Annotated in this window: 14 protein-coding genes and 2 pseudogenes; 13 read left to right on the forward strand and 3 right to left on the reverse strand. The window is 68.8% G+C overall.

Annotated elements, in window-relative coordinates:
• Window positions 1–11: 11 nt before the first annotated feature.
• The 4 genes from tam (at window position 12) to BM004_RS04540 (ending at window position 5,067) form a co-directional block, all read left to right on the forward strand.
• Complete coding sequence (gene tam / locus BM004_RS04525) at window positions 12–803, forward strand: trans-aconitate 2-methyltransferase (RefSeq protein WP_093124163.1); 792 nt, start codon at window positions 12–14, stop codon at window positions 801–803.
• Window positions 800–1,798 (forward strand): HpcH/HpaI aldolase/citrate lyase family protein, encoded by a 999-nt coding sequence (locus BM004_RS04530; protein WP_093211514.1) that lies wholly within the window; start codon window positions 800–802, stop codon window positions 1,796–1,798. The genes tam and BM004_RS04530 overlap by 4 nt, the downstream gene beginning before the upstream one ends.
• Window positions 1,799–1,832: 34 nt before the next feature.
• Window positions 1,833–2,402, forward strand: a complete 570-nt coding sequence (locus BM004_RS04535) for a hypothetical protein (protein ID WP_093124170.1) — start codon at window positions 1,833–1,835, stop codon at window positions 2,400–2,402.
• A 79-nt stretch (window positions 2,403–2,481) separates the two neighbouring features.
• Window positions 2,482–5,067 carry a bifunctional aconitate hydratase 2/2-methylisocitrate dehydratase gene (locus BM004_RS04540; protein ID WP_093124172.1) on the forward strand — a complete coding sequence of 862 codons (2,586 nt, stop codon included), beginning with the start codon at window positions 2,482–2,484 and terminating at the stop codon, window positions 5,065–5,067.
• A 79-nt stretch (window positions 5,068–5,146) separates the two neighbouring features.
• Here the strand turns inward: BM004_RS04540 and BM004_RS04545 are convergent, their stop codons facing one another.
• A complete protein-coding gene (locus BM004_RS04545; protein WP_093124175.1) occupies window positions 5,147–6,007 on the reverse strand; it encodes a hypothetical protein in 861 nt (286 codons plus the stop codon).
• Between the two features lie 12 nt (window positions 6,008–6,019).
• Window positions 6,020–6,247, reverse strand: a complete 228-nt coding sequence (locus BM004_RS04550) for a DUF2827 family protein (protein ID WP_256219778.1) — start codon at window positions 6,245–6,247, stop codon at window positions 6,020–6,022.
• Between the two features lie 4 nt (window positions 6,248–6,251).
• Between BM004_RS04550 and BM004_RS04555 the strand changes: the two are divergent.
• From BM004_RS04555 to BM004_RS04565, 3 genes and pseudogenes are all read left to right on the forward strand, one after another.
• A pseudogene (locus BM004_RS04555) lies at window positions 6,252–6,479 on the forward strand (DUF2827 family protein); the annotation flags it as partial.
• An 8-nt stretch (window positions 6,480–6,487) separates the two neighbouring features.
• A complete protein-coding gene (locus BM004_RS04560; RefSeq protein ID WP_093124187.1) occupies window positions 6,488–7,078 on the forward strand; it encodes a hypothetical protein in 591 nt (196 codons plus the stop codon).
• A gap of 106 nt (window positions 7,079–7,184) precedes the next feature.
• Window positions 7,185–9,299 (forward strand): annotated as a pseudogene (locus tag BM004_RS04565) (acyl-CoA dehydrogenase); the annotation flags it as partial.
• A 49-nt stretch (window positions 9,300–9,348) separates the two neighbouring features.
• On the opposite strand, the gene BM004_RS04570 reads toward BM004_RS04565, so the two are convergent.
• Entirely contained in the window at window positions 9,349–10,239 is an 891-nt protein-coding gene (locus BM004_RS04570) for a helix-turn-helix domain-containing protein (RefSeq protein WP_256219779.1), read from the reverse strand.
• Between the two features lie 141 nt (window positions 10,240–10,380).
• Here BM004_RS04570 and BM004_RS04575 point away from each other — a divergent pair, with 141 nt between their 5' ends.
• The 6 genes from BM004_RS04575 to efeB all read left to right on the forward strand — a co-directional run bounded on the left by BM004_RS04575 (window position 10,381) and on the right by efeB (window position 17,907).
• Window positions 10,381–10,815, forward strand: coding sequence for a hypothetical protein (locus tag BM004_RS04575; protein ID WP_093211519.1), 435 nt, complete (start codon window positions 10,381–10,383; stop codon window positions 10,813–10,815).
• A 153-nt stretch (window positions 10,816–10,968) separates the two neighbouring features.
• A complete protein-coding gene (locus tag BM004_RS04580; RefSeq protein ID WP_093124195.1) occupies window positions 10,969–13,845 on the forward strand; it encodes an aconitate hydratase in 2,877 nt (958 codons plus the stop codon).
• Window positions 13,846–13,849: 4 nt separating this feature from the next.
• Complete coding sequence (locus tag BM004_RS04585) at window positions 13,850–14,311, forward strand: metallophosphoesterase family protein (RefSeq protein ID WP_093211521.1); 462 nt, start codon at window positions 13,850–13,852, stop codon at window positions 14,309–14,311.
• Window positions 14,312–14,500: 189 nt separating this feature from the next.
• Window positions 14,501–15,337, forward strand: coding sequence for an iron uptake transporter permease EfeU (efeU, locus tag BM004_RS04590; RefSeq protein WP_093124199.1), 837 nt, complete (start codon window positions 14,501–14,503; stop codon window positions 15,335–15,337).
• A gap of 9 nt (window positions 15,338–15,346) precedes the next feature.
• Complete coding sequence (gene efeO / locus BM004_RS04595) at window positions 15,347–16,534, forward strand: iron uptake system protein EfeO (protein WP_093211524.1); 1,188 nt, start codon at window positions 15,347–15,349, stop codon at window positions 16,532–16,534.
• 35 nt (window positions 16,535–16,569) lie between these two features.
• The gene (efeB, locus tag BM004_RS04600; RefSeq protein WP_093211526.1) at window positions 16,570–17,907 is read left to right on the forward strand and encodes an iron uptake transporter deferrochelatase/peroxidase subunit; all 1,338 of its coding nucleotides are present in this window, start codon (window positions 16,570–16,572) and stop codon (window positions 17,905–17,907) included.
• The last annotated feature ends 44 nt before the right edge of the window (window positions 17,908–17,951 follow it).

Genomic DNA, 17,951 nt, shown 5'->3' on the forward strand with positions numbered 1-17,951 from the left:
AACCCCGCAGCATGCTCGACTGGAATCCCGCGCTCTACCGTCGCTACGAGGACGAGCGCACCCGCCCCGCACAGGAACTCCTGGCGCGGGTGCCCCTGACGGAGGCGGCCCGCGTGGTCGACCTCGGTTGCGGGCCGGGCAATTCCACCGAGCTGCTGGTCCATCGGTTCCCGGCGGCGCAAGTCACCGGAACCGACAACTCCGAGGCCATGCTGGCCAGCGCGCGCGAGCGGCTGCCCCAGGCGGCCTTCGAGTTGAGCGACATCGCGACCTGGGCGCCGCACTCCGCGGAGCAAGCGCCCGACCTCATTTATGCCAACGCGTCCCTGCAGTGGGTGCCCGATCACCAAACGCTGATCCCGCGCCTGTTCGACGCGCTGGCCCCGGGTGGCGTGCTTGCCATCCAGATGCCCGACAACCGCCAGGAGCCCACGCACCGCCTGATGCGCGCCGTGGCCGCCGAAGCCCCGTGGGCCGAGGCCATCGGCGATGCCGACAGGCTGCGCACGCTGCTGCTCGACCTGGGCGGCTACTACGACCTGCTGGCGCCGCGCGCCGCGCACGTCGATGTCTGGCACACCATCTACCAGCACCGCATGGCCGATGCCGCGGCCATCGTCGAATGGGTGCGCGGCACCGGGCTGAAGCCGTTCGTCGACCGCCTGCCGGCCGACCTGCAAGCCAGCTACCTGGCCGAGTACCTTCGCCGCGTGGACGCGGCCTATCCGGCGCGTGCCGACGGCAAGCGGCTGCTCGCTTTCCCGCGCATGTTCATCGTGGCGCAAAAGGGCAACAAGGCATGACGAACACTGTTCACCCGGGTGAAGTACTGCTCGGCGCGCAGGCCGGCGCCGTGACGCTGCCGGTGTGCGATCACTACAGCGGCGTCGAAGCGCGCATGAAGAAGAGCCTCGCGCTCCAGGCCGAGATGGCCGAGGAGTTCGGGGCCTGCGTGTTCGACGTCACCCTCGACTGCGAAGACGGCGCCCCGGTGGGCGGCGAGGCCGAGCATGCCGCGCTCGTCACCGAGCTCGCGCTGGCCGCCAGGCCCGGCATGCGCGTCGGCGTGCGCGTGCACCCGGTCGACCATCCGGCCTTTGCCGGCGACGTGATCACCATCGCCGGGCGTGCCGGCGAGCGCCTGAGCCACCTGATGGTGCCGAAGGTCGAGTCGGTGGCCGACGTGCTGCAGGCCGTGGCCGCGCTCGACGCGGCCGATGCCGCCACGCTGCCGCTGCACGTGCTCATCGAGTCGCCGCTGGCCGTGCACAACGCCTTCGACATCGCCGCGCATCCGCGCGTGCAGTCATTGAGCTTCGGCCTGATGGACTTTGTCTCGGCCCACGCCGGCGCCATTCCGGCCGACGGCATGGGCGCGGCGGGACAGTTCAGCCATCCGCTGGTGGTGCGCGCCAAGCTGGCCATCGCGTCGGCCGCGCATGCCTGCGGCAAGGTGCCCTCGCACTGCGTGGTCACCGAATTCAACGACACCGATGCCATGCGCACGGCGGCCCGCAAGGCCGCCACCGAATTCGGCTACACGCGCATGTGGAGCATCCACCCGAACCAGATCCGCCCGATCCTCGAGGCCTTCGCTCCCGACGAGGCGCAGATTCAAATTGCCACAAAAATCCTTGTAAAGGCGGCAACCGCGAATTGGGCACCGACACAAATTGATGGCACATTGCACGACCGCGCGAGCTACCGCCATTTCTGGCAGGTTCTGACGCGCGCCCACGCAACAGGGCGCGTGTTGCCCCCCGAGGCGAAAGCCTGGTTTGCATTCGCGGCCTCCTGAAACCACCCGAATCCAGTCTCAAGGAAACCCACACATGAAGAAAATTGCCCTGATCGCTGCCGTTGCCCTGGCACTGCCGTTCGCTGCCGTGGCGCAGACCGCAGCAGCCCCCGCCAAGCCGGCGGCCAAGCCCGCCGCCAAGGCCGAGGCCAAGAAGGCTCCGCCGAAGCGCCAGGTCACCCGCCGCGCCGCCAAGGCCGTGGAAGAAGTCACCCCCGTCAACACCGACACCGACGTGACGCTCAACGACGCCGACCTGGCCGTGGCACAGCGCGTGTCGGTCGGCAAGGCCCAGTGCGAACTCGGCGCCGACGTGACCGTCACGCCCGACGAGAAGAAGCCCGGCTTCTTCACCGTCAGCACCAAGGGCCAGAAGTACCGCATGCACCCGGTCGAAAGCCGCACCGGCGCCATCCGCCTCGAAGACCCGCGTGCCGGCGCCATGTGGCTGCAGCTCGGCAACAAGTCGATGCTGATGAACCAGAAGGCCGGCCTGCGCATTGCGGACGAATGCCAGACCGACGCGCAAGTCGCGTTCGCCGCAGAAATGAAGAAGAACCCGCCCAAGGCCCTGTTCGAAGGTGCCGACGGCGAGAAGAAGTAAGCGTACCGAGCCGGGGTGCGGCGCAGCTCTTGCTTGAGCGCTCCGCACGCCCGTCAGACCAGTTTCCGGAGAAAAAAAGATGTTGCAAGCCTACGTTGACCATGTTGCCGAACGCGCCGCGCTCGGTATCCCGCCGCTGCCATTGAGCGCGAAGCAGACCTCTGAAGCGATCGAGCTCCTGAAGAGCGCGAACGCGAAAGACGGCGCCTTCCTGCTCGATCTGCTCACCTATCGCGTGCCTGCCGGCGTCGACGACGCCGCCAAGGTCAAGGCGAGCTACCTTGCGGCCGTGGCCCACGGCACCGAGAAGAGCGAGTTCCTGTCGCGCGCCCGCGCCACCGAACTGCTCGGCACCATGCTCGGCGGCTACAACATCAGCCCCATGATCGACCTGCTCGACGACGCCGAAGTCGGCGCCGTGGCAGCCGAAGGCCTGAAGAAAACCCTGTTGATGTTCGACCAGTTCCACGACGTCAAGGAAAAGGCCGACAAGGGCAACGTGCACGCCAAGGGCGTGCTGCAAAGCTGGGCCGACGCCGAGTGGTTCACCAGCCGCCCCGAAGTGCCCCAGAGCATCACCGTCAGCATCTTCAAGGTGGCTGGCGAAATCAACACCGACGACCTGTCGCCCGCGCCCGACGCCACCACGCGTCCCGACATTCCGATGCACGCCCTGGCGATGCACAAGAACGCGCGTCCCGGCATCGTGCCGGAAGAAGACGGCAAGCGCGGCCCGGTGAAGTTCATCGAAGACCTGCGCGCACGCGGCCATCTGGTGGCCTACGCGGGCGACGTGGTCGGCACGGGTTCGTCGCGCAAGAGCGCCACCAACTCGGTGCTGTGGTTCACCGGCGAAGACATTCCCTTCGTGCCGAACAAGCGTTTCGGCGGCGTCTGCCTCGGCGGCAAGATCGCTCCCATCTTCTACAACACGATGGAAGACTCGGGCGCACTGCCCATCGAGCTCGACGTCACGCAGATGGAAATGGGCGACGTGGTCGAGCTGCGTCCCTATGACGGCAAGGCACTGAAGGACGGCAAGGTCATTGCCGAATTCCAGGTCAAGAGCGAAGTGCTGTTCGACGAAGTGCGCGCCGGCGGCCGCATTCCGCTGATCATCGGCCGCGGCCTCACGGCCAAGGCGCGCGAAGCACTGGGCCTGCCCGTGTCGACGCTGTTCCGCCTGCCGACCAGCCCGGTCGACACCAAGAAGGGCTTCTCGCTCGCACAGAAGATGGTCGGCCGCGCCTGCGGCCTGCCCGAAGGCCAGGGCGTTCGCCCGGGCACGTACTGCGAACCCAAGATGACCTCGGTCGGCTCGCAGGACACCACCGGCCCGATGACCCGCGACGAGCTGAAGGACCTGGCTTGCCTGGGCTTCTCGGCCGACCTCGTGATGCAGTCGTTCTGCCACACGGCGGCGTACCCCAAGAAGGTCGACGTCAAGATGCACCACGAACTCCCCGAGTTCATGGCCAACCGCGGCGGCGTGTCGCTGCGTCCGGGCGACGGCGTGATCCACAGCTGGCTCAACCGCCTGCTGACGCCCGACACCGTGGGCACGGGCGGCGACAGCCACACCCGTTTCCCCATCGGCATCAGCTTCCCGGCAGGCTCGGGCCTCGTGGCCTTCGCCGCCGCCACCGGCGTGATGCCGCTGGACATGCCCGAGTCGGTGCTCGTGCGCTTCAAGGGCAAGATGCAGCCCGGCGTCACGCTGCGTGACCTGGTCAACGCCATTCCGCTGTACGCCATCAAGGCGGGCCTGCTGACCGTGGCCAAGCAAGGCAAGAAGAACATCTTCTCGGGCCGCATCCTCGAAATCGAAGGCCTGCCCGACCTGAAGGTGGAACAAGCCTTCGAGCTGAGCGACGCTTCGGCCGAACGCTCGGCCGCTGGCTGCACCGTGCACCTGAACAAGGAGCCGATCGCCGAGTACATCAACAGCAACATCACGCTGATGAAGTGGATGATTGCCGAAGGCTACGCCGACGCACGCACGCTGGCCCGCCGCATCGCCGCACAAGAGGCGTGGCTGGCCGACCAGTCGCTGCTTGCGGGCGACGCCGACGCCGAGTACGCCGCCGTGATCGACATCGACCTGGCCGAGATCCACGAACCCATCGTGGCCTGCCCGAACGACCCCGACGACGTGAAGACGCTGAGCGACGTGGCCGGCGCCACCATCGACGAAGTGTTCATCGGCTCGTGCATGACCAACATCGGCCACTTCCGCGCGGCGTCGAAGCTGCTCGAAGGCAAGCGCGACATCCCGGTCAAGCTGTGGATCGCACCGCCGACCAAGATGGACGCGCAACAGCTCACCGAAGAAGGCCACTACGGCGTGTTCGGCAATGCCGGTGCGCGCACCGAAATGCCGGGCTGCTCGCTGTGCATGGGCAACCAGGCACAGGTGCGCGAAGGCGCGACGGTGATGTCGACCAGCACGCGGAACTTCCCGAACCGCCTGGGCAAGAACACCAACGTGTACCTGGGTTCGGCCGAGCTGGCCGCCATCTGCTCGCGCCTGGGCCGCATCCCGACGCGTGAGGAATACATGGCCGCCACGGGTGTGCTCGATGCGTCGAGCACGCAGATCTACCAGTACCTGAACTTCGACAAGATCGAAGACTACAAGGTGGCCGAGACCGCACCGGCCTGCTGATCGGCACTGCGTCTTTCGCATGCGAAAAAGCCCCGCTCCGCGGGGCTTTTTCATTGGCGAACGGGGTGTTGTTGTTCGCTCAGCTCGGTGGCAGGTTGGGCTGCAGGTGTTCCTGGCCGCTCAGCACCATGTTCGCGCCGGCCGGCCCACCCACCGCGTGGGGCAGCGAGGTCAGCAGCGAACTCGCGAAGTCGCCGCGGTAGAGCTTGGCGCCCTGGTGCGTGAGGTTCGAGTTGGCGTCGATGTAGATCGACTCGCCAAGGCCCGACCACAGCCGGCAGAAACCGTAGTCTTCCGACAGGTAGCGGCGCGTCTGCGGATCGACCATCACGTCGAAGAAGCGGTAGTGCAGCCCGAGGTCGGGCTCGCCGATGCTGTCGGGCACGTAGTTGAGCTCCGGGTGGCTGGCGATGAGCCGCTCGAACACGCCGCGCTTGATGGCCATGAAGCCCGTCGGCGCCTCGGTCATCCGCATGAACCCGTCGGGCTGCACCTCGAGCTCGACCTGCGAGCTGGCCTCCGACGCCTTCGCGTTGACCGTGTAGCGCGTGAACGTGGCCTCGAAAAGCTGCCGCGTCGTGCCTTCGGCGACCCCTTCGGCGGGCCAGTCCTCGCGCTTGAGCGGATACACGCCGGCCGCGATGTCGTAGTCGGCCAGCAGCAGGCGGAAGGCCGCCTGCGCCGAGAAGCCGATGTCGGCGTCGATCCAGAACAGGTGCGTCCACTGCGGGTTGGCCAGGAACTGGGCCACGCAGTTGTTGCGCGCCCGTGTCACCAGGCTTTCGCCCTGGTGGAACAGCACCTGCAGCCGCATGCCGGCGCGTTCGGCCTCGATGGCGAAATTCATCATCGACATGACGTAGTTCTGGAAGTACTTGCCGTCATGGCTCGGCGTGACGATGACGGGGAAGAACTGCCGCAGTTCGGAGGGTTCGAGCATGAAAGGGTCCGGTTATCTGGCGGGGCGCTGCACGAGGCCGAGCAGCAGGGCGTTGTACACCTCGGTGGCCGCGGCGTTGCCGGGCAGGTAGCGGTCGATCAGGCCGCGCTGCCGCTCGCGGTAGGCGAGGGCCTGGGCGTCGTGGCTGTCGACGGCCTCCAGCACGCGTGCGCTGCCGCCGGCCACGTCGTTGCCTTCGTAGTGGTAGCCCAGGTCCGCGCACAGGTGCGCGTTGTGCACCAGCGGGTATCCGCTGGTGCACAACTCGCACCTCGTCGGCGGCTGCGGCTACCGCTACCACGGCTTCGACTGCGAGGAGGGCGGCCGCGCGCTGCAGCACGCGTTCGCCGCGCACGACGCCGACCTGCCGGCCTACCGCGAGCGCGCACGCCGGTTCATCGCCACGCTCGACCCCGAGGCCGAGGCCAACGTGCGCACCTACACCGCGGCCATCGACAACCTTTACGCATGAGGACCGCCATGAACACCCAGGCACTGTTGCGATGGCTTCCGGCCGCCCTGGCATGGGCCGCCGCCGGCACCGTGTGCGCACAGGGCGTGCTGGTGCCGCCGGCACCGCCCGCGCCGCCGCAGGACACGCTCACGCGCGCCGCCACCAGCGTGGGCATCAAGCGCTGCCTGCCGGCCATCTCGCGCCTGTCGTCGCTCACGGTGCAGGGCAGCCGCAGCCACGACGTGCTGCTCGACTGGGACCGCAAGCGCCCCGACGCCGGCCCGATGTTCTCGCTCATCGGCATGCAGTACCCGAACGCCGGCGTGGCCGCGTCGATCACCGCCATTCCCGACGAGAGCGGCGCCTGCACGGTGTCGGCCGAGCGCATTTCGGTCGCGCCGTTCACCTGCGAGAGCGTCGCGCAGCAGGAGCTGGCCAGCTACAAGATGACCCGGCTGCTGCCCAACTACGCCGTGTACACCGACGCCAAGGAGCCCACTTCGTCGGTCTCGCTGATCGATTCGCCGCCGGGCTGCCTGATCATCCGGCGCTATGTGGAGTACGGCTGGAAAGACCCGGCCGCGGTGTCTGCCGCGCCGCCGCCCGGCAAGCGCTAGTCGAGCCCGTCCGACACGCAGGAAGGCCCTTGGCCGTCCCGCGCGAGCGGTCGCACGTCCCAAGAATGGTGTCGGTCCGCGCGCTCTGTCGCGGAAGGAGACAACCATGCCTCTGGCGAAACTCATCGGTCGATGGGCCATGCATCCCTTTTCCAAGGCGCTCCCGCCCTTGGGCGACACCGAGCGCGCCGCGCTCGAGGCGGGCACCGTCGGCTTCGAGGGCCGGCTGTTCGCGGGCAACCCCGATTTCGACGTGCTGTCCGGTGTGGGGCCCAACAAGCTCACCGCCCGCGAACTGGCCTTTCTCGACCACGAGGTGCGCGAGCTGTGCTACATGCTCGACGACCACGCCATCGACGAGGCGCGCGACCTGCCGCCCGAGGTGTGGCGCTACCTGCGCGAGAAGCGCTTCTTCGGAATGATCATTCCGGAGGAGTTCGGCGGCCTGGGCTTCGGGCACTACGCGCACGCGACGGTGGTGGCGCGCATCGCCACCGTCAACGTGGCGACGGCCGTCACGGTGATGGTGCCCAACTCGCTCGGCCCGGCCGAGCTGCTGCTGCGCTACGGCACCGACGCGCAGAAAGAGCACTACCTGCCGCGCCTGGCGGACGGCCGCGAGCTGCCGTGCTTCGGCCTGACCTCGCCCTATGCGGGCTCGGACGCCGCCTCGATTCCCGACCGCGGCGTGGTCGTCGAGCGCGAATTCAACGGCCGCATGACGCGCGGCTTCCTGGTCGATTTCGACAAGCGCTACATCACGCTGGCGCCCGTGGCCACGGTGGTCGGCCTGGCCTTCCATGCGGTCGACCAGAGCCGGCCCGAGGGCCAGCGCGACCTCGGCATCACCTGCGCGCTGATTCCCGTGCCGCACGAGGGCATGGAGATCGGCCGGCGCCACCGCCCGATGGACAGCGCCTTCATGAACGGCCCGATCCACGGGCGCCAGGTGTTCGTGCCGATGGACTGGATCATCGGCGGCGAAAAGCAGGTGGGCCAGGGCTGGCGCATGCTGATGGAATGCCTGGCCGCGGGCCGCGCCATTTCGCTGCCGGCGCTGGGCTCGGCCATGCAGCAGACCGCGCTGTACGTGAGCAACGGCTACGGCCAGATCCGCGAGCAGTTCGGCATGCCGGTGGGCAGGTTCCACGCGGTTGCGGGGCTGGTCGCGCAGATGTCGGCCGAGCTCTACGCGAGCGATGCCGCGCGCCGCTTCACGGCGGCCGCGCTCGACAAGGGCGAGCGGCCCAGCGTGGCGAGCGCCATCCTCAAGGTGCAGCTGACCGAAGCCGGGCGCCGCGCGGTGAACCACGGCATGGACATCCTCGGCGGCAAGGGCATCATCTACGGCCCGTCGAACCTGCTGGGCGTGTCGTACCGGCAGGCGCCGATCGCCATCACGGTGGAAGGCGCGAACATCCTCACGCGCGCGCTCATCGTGTTCGGGCAGGGCGCGGTGCGTTGCCATCCGCATGTGCTCGACGAAATGGCGGCCGTGCAGGCCAAGGACGAGACGGCGCTGGGCCGCGCCCTCATCGCGCACGGCAAGCACGTGGCAACCAACCTGTGGCACAGCGTGTTCGGCGCGCCGGTGCTCGGCGAGCCGCCCCGGGAGCTGGAACACGAGGCGCGGCTGCTCGCGCGCATGAGCGCCAAGTACGCGCTCACCGCCGACCTTGCGATGGGCATGCTCGGCGGCAAGCTCAAGCGCATGGAGTTGCTGTCGGCCCGGCTGGGCGACGTGCTCGCGCACCTGTACCTGGCGAGCGCGTGCATCTGGCGCTACGGTGTCGATGCGTCGCCCGAACTGTTGCCGTTCGCGCGCGCCGCGATCCGCCTTCAGCTCGACGAGGCCGGCAAGATACTGCGCGACCTCTACGGCAACCTGCCGACGGCCGGCCGGCGCGTGATCGGCGCGCTGGTGCTGCGCCGCACCGCGCACCTGGCGCCGCTGCGCGACGTGCAACTGCTCGAGCTGTCGGACTTGCTGCGCAAGAACCCGCGCATCGTCGAGCGCCTGGCGCCCGACCTCAGCGAGCCCGCGGCCGGCGGGCTGCGCGACCTGATGCACGCGATGCAGCTGGGCGCGCAGCTCGGCGACACCACGGCCGCGCTCAACAAGGTGCTGCGCCGCACGAACTCGCTCGAGGAGGCGGCGCACTCGGCGCCCGACCCCGAACTGGCGCTCGCCTACCTGAAGGCGGCCGACAAGGTCATCCAGGTGGACGACTTCGAAGGCCCGCCGCGCGGCGCGGACGGCAGGGCCGATCTCAACCGGGCTGCTTCTCCTGCTGGCCTGGACGTCCCTGCTGCCCCTGCTGGGCAATCTGCGCCGCCAGCGCAGTCAGCGCCGCAGCCGTCTGCTCATCGGCCGGAAAGAACGATTCCACCGCGAGTTCCTGCAATGTGACGTCCACCGGCGTGCCGAAGATGGTGATGGTGCTGATGAAGCTCAGCACGCCGCTGGGCATGATCACCTGGAAGGGCACGGCCACGGCCGACAACGCGGTGTCGAGCACCGGCGCGTCGTGGCTCACGGCGGGAGCGGGGTAGGCCGCCAGTTCGTCGTGCAGCGACTGCAGCACCGCGTCGCCGGTGGCCGCGATCTGCTGCAGCAGCCGTTCGAGCAGGTGGGTGCGCCACTGCGCAAGGTTGGCGATGCGCGGGGCCACGCCGTCGGGGTGCAGGCTCAGGCGCAGCACGTTGATGGGCGGCTTCAGCAATTCGGGCGCGGCGCCTTCCATCAGCAGCGGCACCAGCGCGTTGTGCGCCACCAGGTTCCAGTGCCGGTCCACGGCCAGCGCGGGGAAGGGCTCGTGGCCCTTGAGCACCAGGTCGATGGCGCGGCGCGCCGAGGCCATGGCCGGATCGTCGAGCGAGCGCTGCCGGTACATCGGCGCGAAGCCCGCGGCCACCAGCAGCGCATTGCGCTCGCGCAGCGGCACCTCCAGCCGCTCGGCCAGGCGCAGCACCATCTCGCGGCTGGGCGCGGCGCGGCCGGTTTCCACGTAGCTCAGGTGGCGCGTGGAAACCTCGGCCTCCTGCGCCAGGTCGAGCTGGCTCAGGCGGCGGTGGGTGCGCCAGTGCCGCAGGTGGGCGCCGAACGGGTCGCGCGCGCCGGGCTGGCCGGCCTTGGACGGGTGGGAGCGGGTGGTGTTCATGGAGCCGCATTCTGGCGTGGCCGCGCCGTGCCGCCATGACCTGCGAGGTCATCGACGCCATGCCCGGCGGGCGGAATCATGGGCTCCAACGCGGCGGGGCTGGCCCGCCGCGTACCACCCCGACGATTCCAGGAGATCCCCATGACCGTCTTCGCATCCCCCCGCTTCCTGCCCAACGTGATGTGGGCCGACGCCGCCTCCTGTGCCGCGACCGGCGCGCTGCAGGTGGCATTCACCGGCGCGCTGGCCGCGCTCACCGGACTGCCGGCGCCGCTGCTCATGGGCACCGGCATCTTCCTGCTGGCGTACGCCGCGGCCGCCGCCTTCATGGCCAGCCGCCGCACCCCGCCGCGCACGCCGATCGGGCTCGTGGTCGCGGGCAACTTCGGCTGGGCGGCGGCCTGCATCGCGCTGCTGGTGAGCGGCCTGTTCCCGGTCACGTCACTGGGCATGGCGTGGGTGCTGGCGCAGGCGGCCTGCGTGGTCGTGCTGGCCGAGCTGCAATGGACCGGCTTGCGCCGCACCCGCGGCGGCACGGGCCCTGCCGCCGGGCTTGCACCGGCCGGTCGCTGGTGACATCGCGCCATGCCGGCGACGCCCCTTCATCCGGCATTTTTCGCGATAAGAAACAAGGCTCCGAAAGGCGAGAACGGGGAAGCCCGACTACAACGGCTGACATTGTTAACTGCTATCTTTGAGGAGCTTCCACGAACAAACAGGAGTTCCTCTATGGCCAAAGCCCCGGCACACGCCTTTGCGTCCACCCTCAAGACCTTCAAGACCGCATCGGGCAAGTCCGGCAAGTACTGGTCCCTGAAGGAGCTGGCCAAGCAGTACCCGACCATCGAGCGCCTGCCGGTCTCCATCCGCATCGTGCTGGAGTCGGTGCTGCGCAATTGCGACGGCCAGAAGGTCTCGCCCAAGCATGTGGAAGAGCTGGCCCACTGGGCGCCCAACGCGGAGCGCGTCGACGAGATCCCCTTCGTCGTGACCCGCGTGGTGCTGCAGGATTTCACCGGCGTGCCGCTGCTGGCCGACCTGGCCGCCATGCGCAGCGTGGCCGAGAAGCTGGGCAAGTCGCCCAAGACCATCGAGCCGCTGGTGCCCGTCGACCTGGTGGTCGACCACTCGGTGATGGTCGACTACTACGGCACGCCCAAGGCGCTCGACCTGAACATGAAGCTGGAGTTCCAGCGCAACAACGAGCGCTACCAGTTCATGAAGTGGGGCATGCAGGCCTTCGACACCTTCCGTGTCGTGCCGCCGGGCTTCGGCATCGTGCACCAGGTCAACCTTGAGTACTTTGCGCGCGGCGTCTACACCAGCCCGAACGACAAGGCCGACGTGCCCGTCTACTACCCCGACTCGCTGGTCGGCACCGACAGCCACACCACCATGATCAACGGCGTGGGCGTGGTCGGCTGGGGCGTTGGCGGCATCGAGGCCGAGGCGGCCATGCTGGGCCAGCCCGTGTACATGCTGACGCCCGACGTGGTGGGCTTCGAGCTCACCGGCAAGCTGCGCGAAGGCGTCACGGCCACCGACCTGGTGCTGTACGTCACCGCCATCCTGCGCGCCGAGAAGGTGGTGGGCAAGTTCGTCGAGTTCTTCGGCCCGGGCGCCGCGTCCATCGCCGTGCCCGACCGCGCGACCATCGGCAACATGGCGCCCGAGTACGGCGCGACCATGGGCTTCTTCCCGGTCGACGACATGACGGTGGCGTATTTCGAAGGCACCGGCCGCACCAAGGAAGAGGTCGAGCGCTTCGCCGCCTACTACAAGGCGCAGGGCCTGTACGGCATGCCCGCCCCCGGCGACATCGACTACACCAAGATCGTGCGGCTCGACCTGGGCACCGTGTCGCCCAGCCTGGCCGGCCCGAAGCGCCCGCAGGACCGCATCGACCTGGGCCACCTGTCGACCAAGTTCTCGGAGCTCTACAGCAAGCCCAACGACGCCAACGGCTTCAACCAGCCGGCCGACAAGCTCAAGCTGCGCTACCCGCTGATCACGGCCGGCAACACCGGTGACGGCGAAGCCGCCGCGCCGCCGCCCGGCTCGCCGCGCGACCTCGAGGAGATGGTGGCCAACCGCTCGACCAAGGCCGCCGCCCACGTGAGCGCCACCGCGCCCGCGGCACCCAAGGGCGGTGCAGGCCAGGTGACCATCGGCAACGGCGACGTGCTCATTGCGGCCATCACCTCGTGCACCAACACCTCCAACCCCAGCGTGATGCTGGCCGCCGGCCTGCTGGCCAAGAAGGCGGTGGAGGCCGGCCTCACGGTCAAGCCGCACGTGAAGACCTCGCTGGCCCCGGGCTCGCGCATCGTCACCGAATACCTGGAGAAGGCGGGCCTGCTGCCGTACCTGGAGAAGCTGGGCTTCTACCTGGCCGGCTACGGCTGCACCACCTGCATCGGCAATGCCGGCGACCTGACGCCCGAGATCAACGAGGCGATCACCAAGAACGACCTGATCGGCGCGGCCGTGCTGTCGGGCAACCGCAACTTCGAGGCGCGCATCCACCCGAACCTCAAGGCCAACTTCCTGGCCTCGCCGCCGCTGGTGGTGGCCTTCGCCATTGCCGGCAACGTCATGACCGACCTCATGACCGAGCCGGTGGGCAAGGGCAAGAACGGCAAGGACGTGTACCTGGGCGACATCTGGCCCACGCCGAAGGAAATCGACGACAACCTGCGCTACGCCATGAACGCCAAGTCGTTCCGCGCGAACTACGACAAGGTCAAGACCGACCCGGGCAAGTTCTGGAGCAGCATCAAGGGCACCAATGGGCAGGTGTACGACTGGCCCACCTCCACCTACATTGCCGAGCCGCCGTTCTTCGAGGGCTTCAAGATGAAGCCGCACGCGTCGGACGCGGGCTTCAAGGGCGCGCGCATCATGGCGCTGTTCGGCGACTCGATCACCACCGACCACATCTCGCCGGCCGGCTCCATCAAGGAAAGCTCGCCCGCGGGCATCTGGCTGAAGGCGCACGGCGTGGCCAAGGCCGACTTCAACAGCTACGGTTCACGCCGGGGCAACCACGACGTGATGATGCGCGGCACCTTCGCCAACGTGCGCATCAAGAACCTCATGATTCCGCCGGACGCCAACGGCACGCAGGAAGAGGGCGGCGTCACGCTGTTCCAGCCCGGCAACCAGAAGATGTTCATCTACGACGCCGCCATGAAGTACATGGAGCAGGGCGTGGGCACCGTGGTGTTCGGCGGCGAGGAGTACGGCACCGGCTCGTCGCGCGACTGGGCCGCCAAGGGCACGCAGCTGCTGGGCATCAAGGCCGTGGTGGCGCGCAGCTTCGAGCGCATCCACCGCGCCAACCTGGTCGGCATGGGCGTGCTGCCGCTGCAGTTCCGCGGCGCCGACTCGTGGCAGACGCTGGGCCTCACCGGCGACGAGCAGATCGACGTGGTGATCGGCAGCGAGCTGAAGCCGCAGATGGACGTGAAGCTGGTCGTGCACCGCCCCGACGGCACGCACCAGGAGGTGACGGTGCGCCTGCGCATCGACACGCCGATCGAGGTCGACTACTACAAGCACGGCGGCATTCTGCCGTTCGTGCTGCGCCAGCTGCTCGCGGCCTGATGCCGTGACCCGGGTCGGACTCATCTCCGACACCCACGGCCTGCTGCGCCCGCAGGCCGTGCAGGCGCTTCGGGGCTGCGACTTCATCGTGCACGGCGGGGACATCGGCAACGCCGGCATCCTCGACGCGCTGCGCGAGCTGGCGCCGCTGACCGTGGTGCGCGGCAACAACGACCGCGAGGCATGGGCCGGCGGCATCGCCGAGACCGAACTGGTCGCGTTCGGCGACGTGCACCTCTACGCCATCCACGACCTGGCGCAGCTCGACATCGACCCGCAGGGCGCCGGCGTGCGCGTGGTGGTCTCGGGGCATTCGCACAAGCCGAAGATCGAGGAGCGCGGCGGCGTGCTCTACGTCAACCCCGGCAGCGCGGGGCCGCGCCGCTTCACCTTGCCCATTGCGGTGGCCGAACTGCTGATCGACGGCGACGCGGTCAGCGCGCGCATCGTCGAGCTGGCCGCCTGAGCCCTGCGCAGCCCCTGCCGCCGAGGGCAGGGCAATCATTACCATTCGGTAAGTAAAGCCCCTTAATGAGAATGTCTCTTATTTGATGGGGTATCCTCGAACGCTCCTCCGCAGACCCAAGCCGGGCGTCGAGCGCTGCTGAACGTGCCGGCTCCGGAGGGCTCCGTCCTGCCCTGAATTCCGAAGCCGATGCTCATCCCCTTTCTCATCATGCTGCGCGAAGGCATCGAAGCCGCGCTGATCGTCGGCATCGTTGCCAGTTACCTCAAGCAAAGCGGGCGCGGCGCGCTGATGCCCGCGGTGTGGGTCGGCGTGCTGCTGGCCACCGCGCTGTCGCTGTTCGCGGGCGCGGGCCTGCAGCTGCTGGCGGCAGAGTTTCCGCAGAAGCAGCAGGAGCTGTTCGAAGGGGTGGTCGGGCTCATTGCCGTGGTCATGCTGACCTCGATGGTGTTCTGGATGCGCAAGGCCGCGCGCTCCATCAAGGGCGAGCTGCAGGCCTCCATCGACAAGGCGCTGCACAAGGGCGCGGACGGCCAGGGCTGGGCGCTGATCGGCATGGTGTTCCTCGCCGTGGCGCGCGAAGGCCTGGAGTCGGTGTTCTTCCTGCTGGCCGTGTTCCAGCAGAGCAGCGGCTGGGAGGCGCCCGTGGGCGCGCTGGCCGGCATCGCGGTGTCGGTGATCGTCGGCTGGGGCCTGTATTCGGGCGGCGTGCGGCTTGACCTGCGCCGCTTTTTCCGCTTCACGGGCCTGTTCATTCTCCTGGTGGCCGCGGGCCTGCTGGCCGGCGTGCTGCGCAAGCTGCACGAAGGCGGCGTGTGGAACCACCTGCAGGCGGTGGTGTTCGACATGAGCGACACGCTGCCCATGGACAGCCCCGTGGGCGCCGTGCTCTCGGGCCTGCTGGGCTACCAGGCCGCGCCCGTGGTGGGCGAGGTCGTCGTCTACCTGGCCTTCCTGGCCGTCGCCCTGTTCCTGTTCCTGCGCTCGGCACCCGCCCCGGCGCCACGCGCGGCCGCGGCCCGCTGAAACCCTTTCATGTCTTCTTCTCCCGAACCCAAAGCTTCCTCGTCCCACCTGATGCGCGTGGCGGTGGCCGCCTCGGCCCTGCTGGTGGTCGCCGGCCTCGCGGCCTTCTGGTATGCCTCGAACGAGGCCAAGAAGGCGCCGGCCAAGGCGGCCGACAACGCCGTGACCGTCACCATCCAGGGCAACGCCTGCGAGCCCAACGAGATCACCGTGCCCGCGGGGCGCACCACCTTCACCATCGTCAACAAGTCGAACCGCGCGCTCGAGTGGGAAATTCTCGACGGCGTGATGGTGGTGGAAGAGCGCGAGAACATCGCGCCGGGCTTCTCGCAGACCATGACGGTCAAGCTGCAGCCGGGCGAGTTCGCCATCACCTGCGGCCTGTTGAGCAACCCGCGCGGCAAGCTGCGCGTGACGCCCTCGGCCGCCTCCGATGCCGAAGCGGCGCGCCCCTCGCTGGTCAACTACGTGGGCGCGCTGGCCGAGTACCAGGTGTTCCTGCGCCTGGAGGCCGGCTCGCTCGACGACGCGGTGCGCGCGCTGGCCGACGCCGTGAAGGCCGGCGACCTGCCGCAGGCGCGCGCGCTCTACGCACCGGCGCACCAGGCCTACAAGCGCATCGAGCCGATGGCCGAGCTGTTCGCCGACCTCGACACGCGCATCAACGCGCGCGCCGACTACTTCGAGAAGCGCGAGGCCGATGCCGGCTTCACCGGCTTCCACCGCATCGAGTACGCGCTGTACAGCCAGAACGACCTGAAGTCGCTCGCGCCCGTGGTCGAGCAGCTGATGGCCGACATCGGCGTGCTCAAGGAGCGCCTGCGCGGGCTGAACATGCCGCCCGAGCGGCTGGCCGGTTCGGCCTCCAAGCTGCTGCGCCGCGTGGCCGACAACCTGCCCGCGGGCGGTGAAGACCACTACGGCCATGCCGAACTCGTGAACCTGCAGGGCACCTACGAAGGCACGAAGAAGATGTCGGAACTGCTGCAGCCGCTGCTGGTGAAGGCCGCGCCCGCGCTGCAGAAGAGTGTGGACGAACGCTTCGCGGCCTTCGACGCCGCGCTGGCGCCTTACCGCGAAGGCGAGGGCTTCAAGCCCGCGCCGCTGGACGAGGCGCAACGCAAGGCGCTGGCCGAACCCGTGCGCGCGCTGGCCGAGGAACTCGGCAAGGTGAATGCGGCGCTCGGCCTCGAGTGAGCCGCAGGCCGAAAGCAGAACCCGGAAGAATCCCCATGGAAAAGCCGAAGAACGAATCCGCGCCCGCCGAAGGGCAACCCGCGTCCCCGCACCGCCGCCGCATGATCGGCGCGGCCGGTGCCGCATTCGCGGGGCTCGCCGCCGCGGCCCGTCCGGGCCATGCGGCAACGACGGCCACGGCGGCCACCGCAGGCACGTCCACCGACAGCGGCGCGCAGGTCACCGACGCCCCGCAAAGCACCCACACGCAAGACCGCGTGGCGTTCCGCGGCAAGCACCAGGCGGGCATCGTCACGCCGCGCCCGACGGCCGGCATGATCGCCTCGTTCTACGTGCTGGCCGAGAACCGCGCCGACCTGGAGCGCCTGTTCCGCACGCTCACCGAGCGCATCGCCTTCCTCACGCAGGGCGGCGCGCAGACCGACCCCGATCCCAAGCTGCCGCCCGCGGGCTCCGGCATCCTCGGGCCGGTGGTGCAGCCCGACGGGCTGACGGTGACGGTGTCGGCGGGCACGTCGCTGTTCGACGAGCGCTTCGGCCTCGCCAAGAAGAAGCCGGTGCGCCTGAACCAGATGCAGCGCCACCCGAACGACGCGCTGGACGCCGCGCTGTGCCACGGCGACCTGTCGATCCAGTTCTGCGCCAACACGCCGGACACCAACATCCACGCGCTGCGCGACATCATCAAGAACACGCCCGACCTGCTGGTGCTGCACTGGAAGCAGGAAGGCACCGTGCCGCCGATTCCGGCGGTGCCCGGCAAGCCGGCCGAGAGCGCGCGCAATTTCCTCGGCTTCAGGGACGGTTCGGCCAACCCCGACTCGGCCGACGCCAAGCTCATGGACACCCTCGTGTGGGTGCAGCCCGGCAGCGACGAGCCAGCCTGGACCGTGGGCGGCAGCTACCAGGCGGTGCGCATCATCCGCAACTTCGTGGAGCGCTGGGACCGCACGCCGCTGCAGGAGCAGGAGGCCATCATGGGCCGCCTGAAGCCCACCGGCGCACCCATGGACGGCGGCAAGACCGAGCACGACGTGCCCGACTACGCCAAGGACCCCGAAGGCAAGGCCACGCCGATGGACGCGCACATCCGCCTGGCCAACCCGCGCACCAGGGCTTCGGACAGGAACCTGATGCTGCGCCGTCCCTTCAACTATTCGAACGGCGTCACCAAGTCGGGCCAGCTCGAGATGGGGCTGCTGTTCATCTGCTACCAGGCCAACCTGGAGAACGGCTTCATCGCCGTGCAGAAGCGCCTGGACGGCGAACCGCTCGAGGAATACATCAAGCCCATCGGCGGCGGCTTCTTCTTCACGCTGCCCGGTGTGCAGGACGAGCGCGACTGGCTGGGGCGCAGCCTGATGGCCGCCTGAGGCGCCGCCAGGGCCACAAGTTTTTCAACCACCGCTAGAACCGG

Source organism: Variovorax sp. OK212 (assembly GCF_900112425.1).
Taxonomy (GTDB): Bacteria; Pseudomonadota; Gammaproteobacteria; order Burkholderiales; family Burkholderiaceae_C; genus Variovorax.

Excerpts from the sequence above, each read along its gene's own strand:
- tam (WP_093124163.1), top strand. The coding sequence starts at position 12 with ATGCTCGACTGGAATCCCGCGCTCTACCGTCGCTACGAGGACGAGCGC.
- BM004_RS04530 (WP_093211514.1), top strand. The coding sequence starts at position 800 with ATGACGAACACTGTTCACCCGGGTGAAGTACTGCTCGGCGCGCAGGCC.
- BM004_RS04535 (WP_093124170.1), top strand. The coding sequence starts at position 1,833 with ATGAAGAAAATTGCCCTGATCGCTGCCGTTGCCCTGGCACTGCCGTTC.
- BM004_RS04540 (WP_093124172.1), top strand. The coding sequence starts at position 2,482 with ATGTTGCAAGCCTACGTTGACCATGTTGCCGAACGCGCCGCGCTCGGT.
- BM004_RS04545 (WP_093124175.1), bottom strand. The coding sequence starts at position 6,007 with ATGCTCGAACCCTCCGAACTGCGGCAGTTCTTCCCCGTCATCGTCACG.
- BM004_RS04560 (WP_093124187.1), top strand. The coding sequence starts at position 6,488 with ATGAACACCCAGGCACTGTTGCGATGGCTTCCGGCCGCCCTGGCATGG.
- BM004_RS04570 (WP_256219779.1), bottom strand. The coding sequence starts at position 10,239 with ATGAACACCACCCGCTCCCACCCGTCCAAGGCCGGCCAGCCCGGCGCG.
- BM004_RS04575 (WP_093211519.1), top strand. The coding sequence starts at position 10,381 with ATGACCGTCTTCGCATCCCCCCGCTTCCTGCCCAACGTGATGTGGGCC.
- BM004_RS04580 (WP_093124195.1), top strand. The coding sequence starts at position 10,969 with ATGGCCAAAGCCCCGGCACACGCCTTTGCGTCCACCCTCAAGACCTTC.
- efeU (WP_093124199.1), top strand. The coding sequence starts at position 14,501 with ATGCTCATCCCCTTTCTCATCATGCTGCGCGAAGGCATCGAAGCCGCG.
- efeO (WP_093211524.1), top strand. The coding sequence starts at position 15,347 with ATGTCTTCTTCTCCCGAACCCAAAGCTTCCTCGTCCCACCTGATGCGC.
- efeB (WP_093211526.1), top strand. The coding sequence starts at position 16,570 with ATGGAAAAGCCGAAGAACGAATCCGCGCCCGCCGAAGGGCAACCCGCG.